Below are 3,790 nucleotides of genomic sequence, written 5' to 3' on the forward strand. Positions count from 1 at the left end.
GAAAGATGGTGGTGGGGGAAGGATTCGAACCTTCGAAGTCGATGACGGCAGATTTACAGTCTGCTCCCTTTGGCCGCTCGGGAACCCCACCAGGCACTTGATGGTGCCGACTACCGGAATCGAACTGGTGACCTACTGATTACAAGTCAGTTGCTCTACCTACTGAGCTAAGTCGGCATCAAGTAGCGCGCATTTTAGGGAGACCTGCGAGTTCATGCAACTAAAAAATTGCATAAAATGTTCCATTGCTCATATTTTGTGCTCAAACAAGGAAAATCGTTGCAATTTCAAACAACGGAGCACAAAAAAACGGCATTTACCTAAGCGTAAATCGTACGCTGACCTGGGATATTTTGTTAAAGACCGGCATTTTTGACCTTCCGGGCGATTTCCTGAGCACCTCTGCATACGATAATCGATCTTTTAGCCCGCAGAGCAGGTATTCCAGCTTCACCTGAGAGCACCACTGACGACTCCCTTCCGCGGCATTTATTGCTCACCTAACCTGAGCGCTCTATTCACCTGATTAATAATTACCTGCGAACCCCGCTCTTGTGATGTCTGCATTAGAAAGCGCTATCCGATGAGTTTTTTTCTTATTATTCCTCGCAATCTGGTGTTACCCTCCTGCCCATTGTCCTGATTAACTTGTGTGAAGCATCCCTCGCTGCATTTGATTCGGCGATGCTAAGAACATGCTTATGAGCAAAAAAGAGCAGACGTTAATGACACCGTATCTACAATTTAACCGCAACCAATGGGCTGCACTTCGTGATTCCGTTCCGATGACGCTGACAGAGGAAGAAATCACGCGGTTAAAAGGCATCAACGAAGATCTTTCTCTTGAAGAAGTTGCCGAGATCTATTTGCCGCTGTCGCGTTTGCTTAATTTCTATATCAGTTCTAACCTGCGGCGTCAGGCCGTGCTGGAACAATTCCTCGGCACTAACGGCCAACGCATTCCCTATATCATCAGTATTGCCGGCAGCGTCGCGGTAGGGAAAAGTACAACCGCGCGCGTATTACAGGCGCTGCTCAGCCGCTGGCCGGAACATCGTCATGTTGAATTGATAACGACCGATGGCTTCCTGCATCCTAACGCCGTATTGAAAGAACGCGGGCTGATGAAGAAGAAAGGCTTCCCGCAATCCTATGATATGCATCGTCTGGTCAAGTTCGTCTCCGACCTCAAATCCGGCATACCTAATGCTACCGCTCCGGTTTATTCGCATCTGATTTATGATGTGATCCCCGATGGAGATAAAACCGTAGCGCAGCCGGACATTTTGATTCTGGAAGGATTAAATGTTTTACAAAGCGGGATGGATTATCCTCATGATCCGCACCACGTATTTGTATCTGACTTCGTTGATTTTTCGATATATGTTGATGCGCCAGAAGAATTACTAAAAACATGGTATATCAACCGTTTCTTAAAATTCCGTGAAGGGGCCTTTACCGACCCGGACTCTTATTTCCATAATTATGCCAAGCTTTCCAGAGACGAAGCGGTGAATATTGCCACCTCATTATGGAATGAGATCAACCTACTGAATTTAAAAGAAAATATATTACCAACTCGTGAGCGAGCTAGTCTGATCATGACGAAAAGCGCCAATCACTCGGTTGATCAGGTTCGGTTACGTAAATAACGATTACAGAAAATAAAAAGGGAGCCAGGGCTCCCTTTTTACTCAGTTTATTCTGCACTTCGTAACGATATCTCACCACCAACCCAGGGTTTTATCACACCATCCTGCTCAAGCAATAACGCGCCCTGAGTATCGATACCGCGAGAAATACCAAATATTTCTTTATCGCCAATAATAAGCTTCACCGGGCGGTTGAGGAAGTTATCTAATTTCTCCCAACGCGCCAGATAAGGTGCCAGGCCATCCTGTTCAAAGAGCTGCAGGCCAGCGCGAAGCTCTTTAATCAGGCGCGCGGCCAACGTATTACGATCGATAGATACGCCAGCTTCCTGCAAGCTAATCCATCCCTGGTTGACGACATCTGACTCTACATGACGCATAGCCAGGTTGATCCCCGCCCCGCTGACTATCTGTGCCGCATCGCCGGTTTTTCCCGTCAGCTCAACCAAAATACCTGACAGTTTACGATCCTGAAGATAGAGGTCATTTGGCCACTTCACGCGAACCTTATCAGCCCCCAGGCTCTGGAGCACTTCTGCAATAACAATCCCGATGACCAGACTCAATCCCACTGCGGCAGCAGGCCCTTGCTCCAGCCGCCAGTACATCGAGAGATAGAGGTTTGCGCCAAAGGGAGAAAACCACTTGCGCCCTCGACGACCGCGGCCGGCCTGCTGATATTCTGCAACGCAGGCATCGCCGGATTGCAACTCATTAAGACGATCCAGCAAATACTGGTTGGTCGAGTCAATAACGGGAAGTACGGTTACCCGTCCATGTTCGATCTGTGCAGCGATTCGCTTTTCATCTAATAGCTGGATCGGTTCTGGCAGGCTGTAACCTTTTCCCGGAACGGTGAACACATCAACCCCCCAGTCGCGGAGAGTCTGAATATGCTTATTGATTGCCGCACGACTCATTCCCAGACGATCGCCCAGTTGCTCTCCGGAATGAAATTCGCCATCCGCTAAAATTGATATCAATGTCAGGGGGATTGTATTATCTCTCATGCAATAGCCTCCTCGGCATTCACTTCACCGGTTGCGCCAATAAAGCGGACTTCCGGCTGGAGCCAGACATTGAACTTCTCGCCTACCTGCTGACGGACATAATGCGCCAGCTTAATCACATCGTCGCTGGTTGCCTGATTATCATTGATTAATACTAAAGCCTGCTGACGGTGTACCGCGGCCCCGCCGATGGTTTTCCCTTTCAGCTGACATTGATCGATTAGCCAGCCTGCGGCCAGTTTTATACGACCATCTACCTGCGGGTAGTGCGGAGCATTCGGGAACATGGCCAGTAGCTCCTGCCCTTTCCCGGCGTCAATTACCGGGTTTTTAAAGAAACTGCCGGCATTACCACTCACTTTTGGGTCAGGAAGCTTAGTCATTCGCATATGACAAACGGCGTCAAATACCTGACGTGGAGTGACGGTGTTTCGGTCAAGACGGGTCAGGTCACCGTAGGTTAATATCGGATCCCAGCGCTTTGTCAGGCGGAGGCCTACCGCAACGATGGCAAAGCGATCCTGATATTCGTGTTTGAAAATACTGTCACGATAGCCAAAACGGCATTCACTCGCAGAAAGACGCTGCTCATGGCCAGTTGCCAGCTCGATGCAATCAACATACTGGCAAACGCGCTGTAGCTCGACGCCATATGCACCAATATTCTGAATCGGGGAAGAGCCTGCACAACCAGGAATCAATGCAAGGTTTTCCAGACCCGGCATGCCATTATCCAGCGTAAACTGCACCAGTTGATGCCAGTTTTCTCCGGCCCCAACGTGTAGATGCCAGGCATCAGGCGTTTCCGTGACCTCAATTCCCATAATGCGGTTGATTATCACCGTACCGGCATAATCCTTCAGGAAGAGTACATTGCTCCCTTCACCAAGGATCAAAACGGGCTGATCCTCTGCAGTGGCCTGTTGCCATGCGGACAATAGCTGCTGTTCATTTTCAGCACGTACAATCGCTTTGGCCATACGGTCAATGCCAAAGGTATTCCAGGGTTTGAGGGAGTGATTCATAGTGGCTTCCTGATGCAAAATCTGCACTAGTTTACCGTATCTGCTGGGGGAAGGCTTGCTTGATTGCGGCCAGGCGGGTATTCAGGATGCTTCTGTTTTTCAT

General features: G+C 49.2%; 3 protein-coding genes and 2 tRNA genes. 1 reads left to right on the plus strand and 4 read right to left on the minus strand.

Features of this window, described 5'->3' with window-relative positions; genetic code table 11:
- Window positions 1-6: 6 nt before the first annotated feature.
- Together GRPL_RS22070 and GRPL_RS22065 are read right to left on the minus strand one after the other, a co-directional pair.
- Window positions 7-91: transfer RNA gene (locus GRPL_RS22070), tRNA-Tyr, on the minus strand.
- A gap of 10 nt (window positions 92-101) precedes the next feature.
- Window positions 102-177, minus strand: a tRNA-Thr gene (locus GRPL_RS22065).
- Between the two features lie 524 nt (window positions 178-701).
- Here GRPL_RS22065 and coaA point away from each other — a divergent pair.
- Window positions 702-1,652 (plus strand): type I pantothenate kinase, encoded by a 951-nt coding sequence (coaA, locus tag GRPL_RS22060; protein WP_094898638.1) that lies wholly within the window; start codon window positions 702-704, stop codon window positions 1,650-1,652.
- Between the two features lie 47 nt (window positions 1,653-1,699).
- Here coaA and birA read toward each other — a convergent pair whose 3' ends face one another.
- Entirely contained in the window at window positions 1,700-2,662 is a 963-nt protein-coding gene (gene birA / locus GRPL_RS22055; RefSeq protein ID WP_032690006.1) for a bifunctional biotin--[acetyl-CoA-carboxylase] ligase/biotin operon repressor BirA, read from the minus strand.
- The gene (gene murB, locus GRPL_RS22050) at window positions 2,659-3,687 is read right to left on the minus strand and encodes a UDP-N-acetylmuramate dehydrogenase (RefSeq protein ID WP_032698414.1); all 1,029 of its coding nucleotides are present in this window, start codon (window positions 3,685-3,687) and stop codon (window positions 2,659-2,661) included. Before murB ends, birA begins: the two co-directional genes overlap by 4 nt.
- Window positions 3,688-3,790 lie beyond the last annotated feature (103 nt).

It is taken from the genome of Klebsiella planticola ATCC 33531 (genome assembly GCF_000735435.1).
GTDB classification, from domain to species: domain Bacteria; phylum Pseudomonadota; class Gammaproteobacteria; order Enterobacterales; family Enterobacteriaceae; genus Klebsiella; species Klebsiella planticola.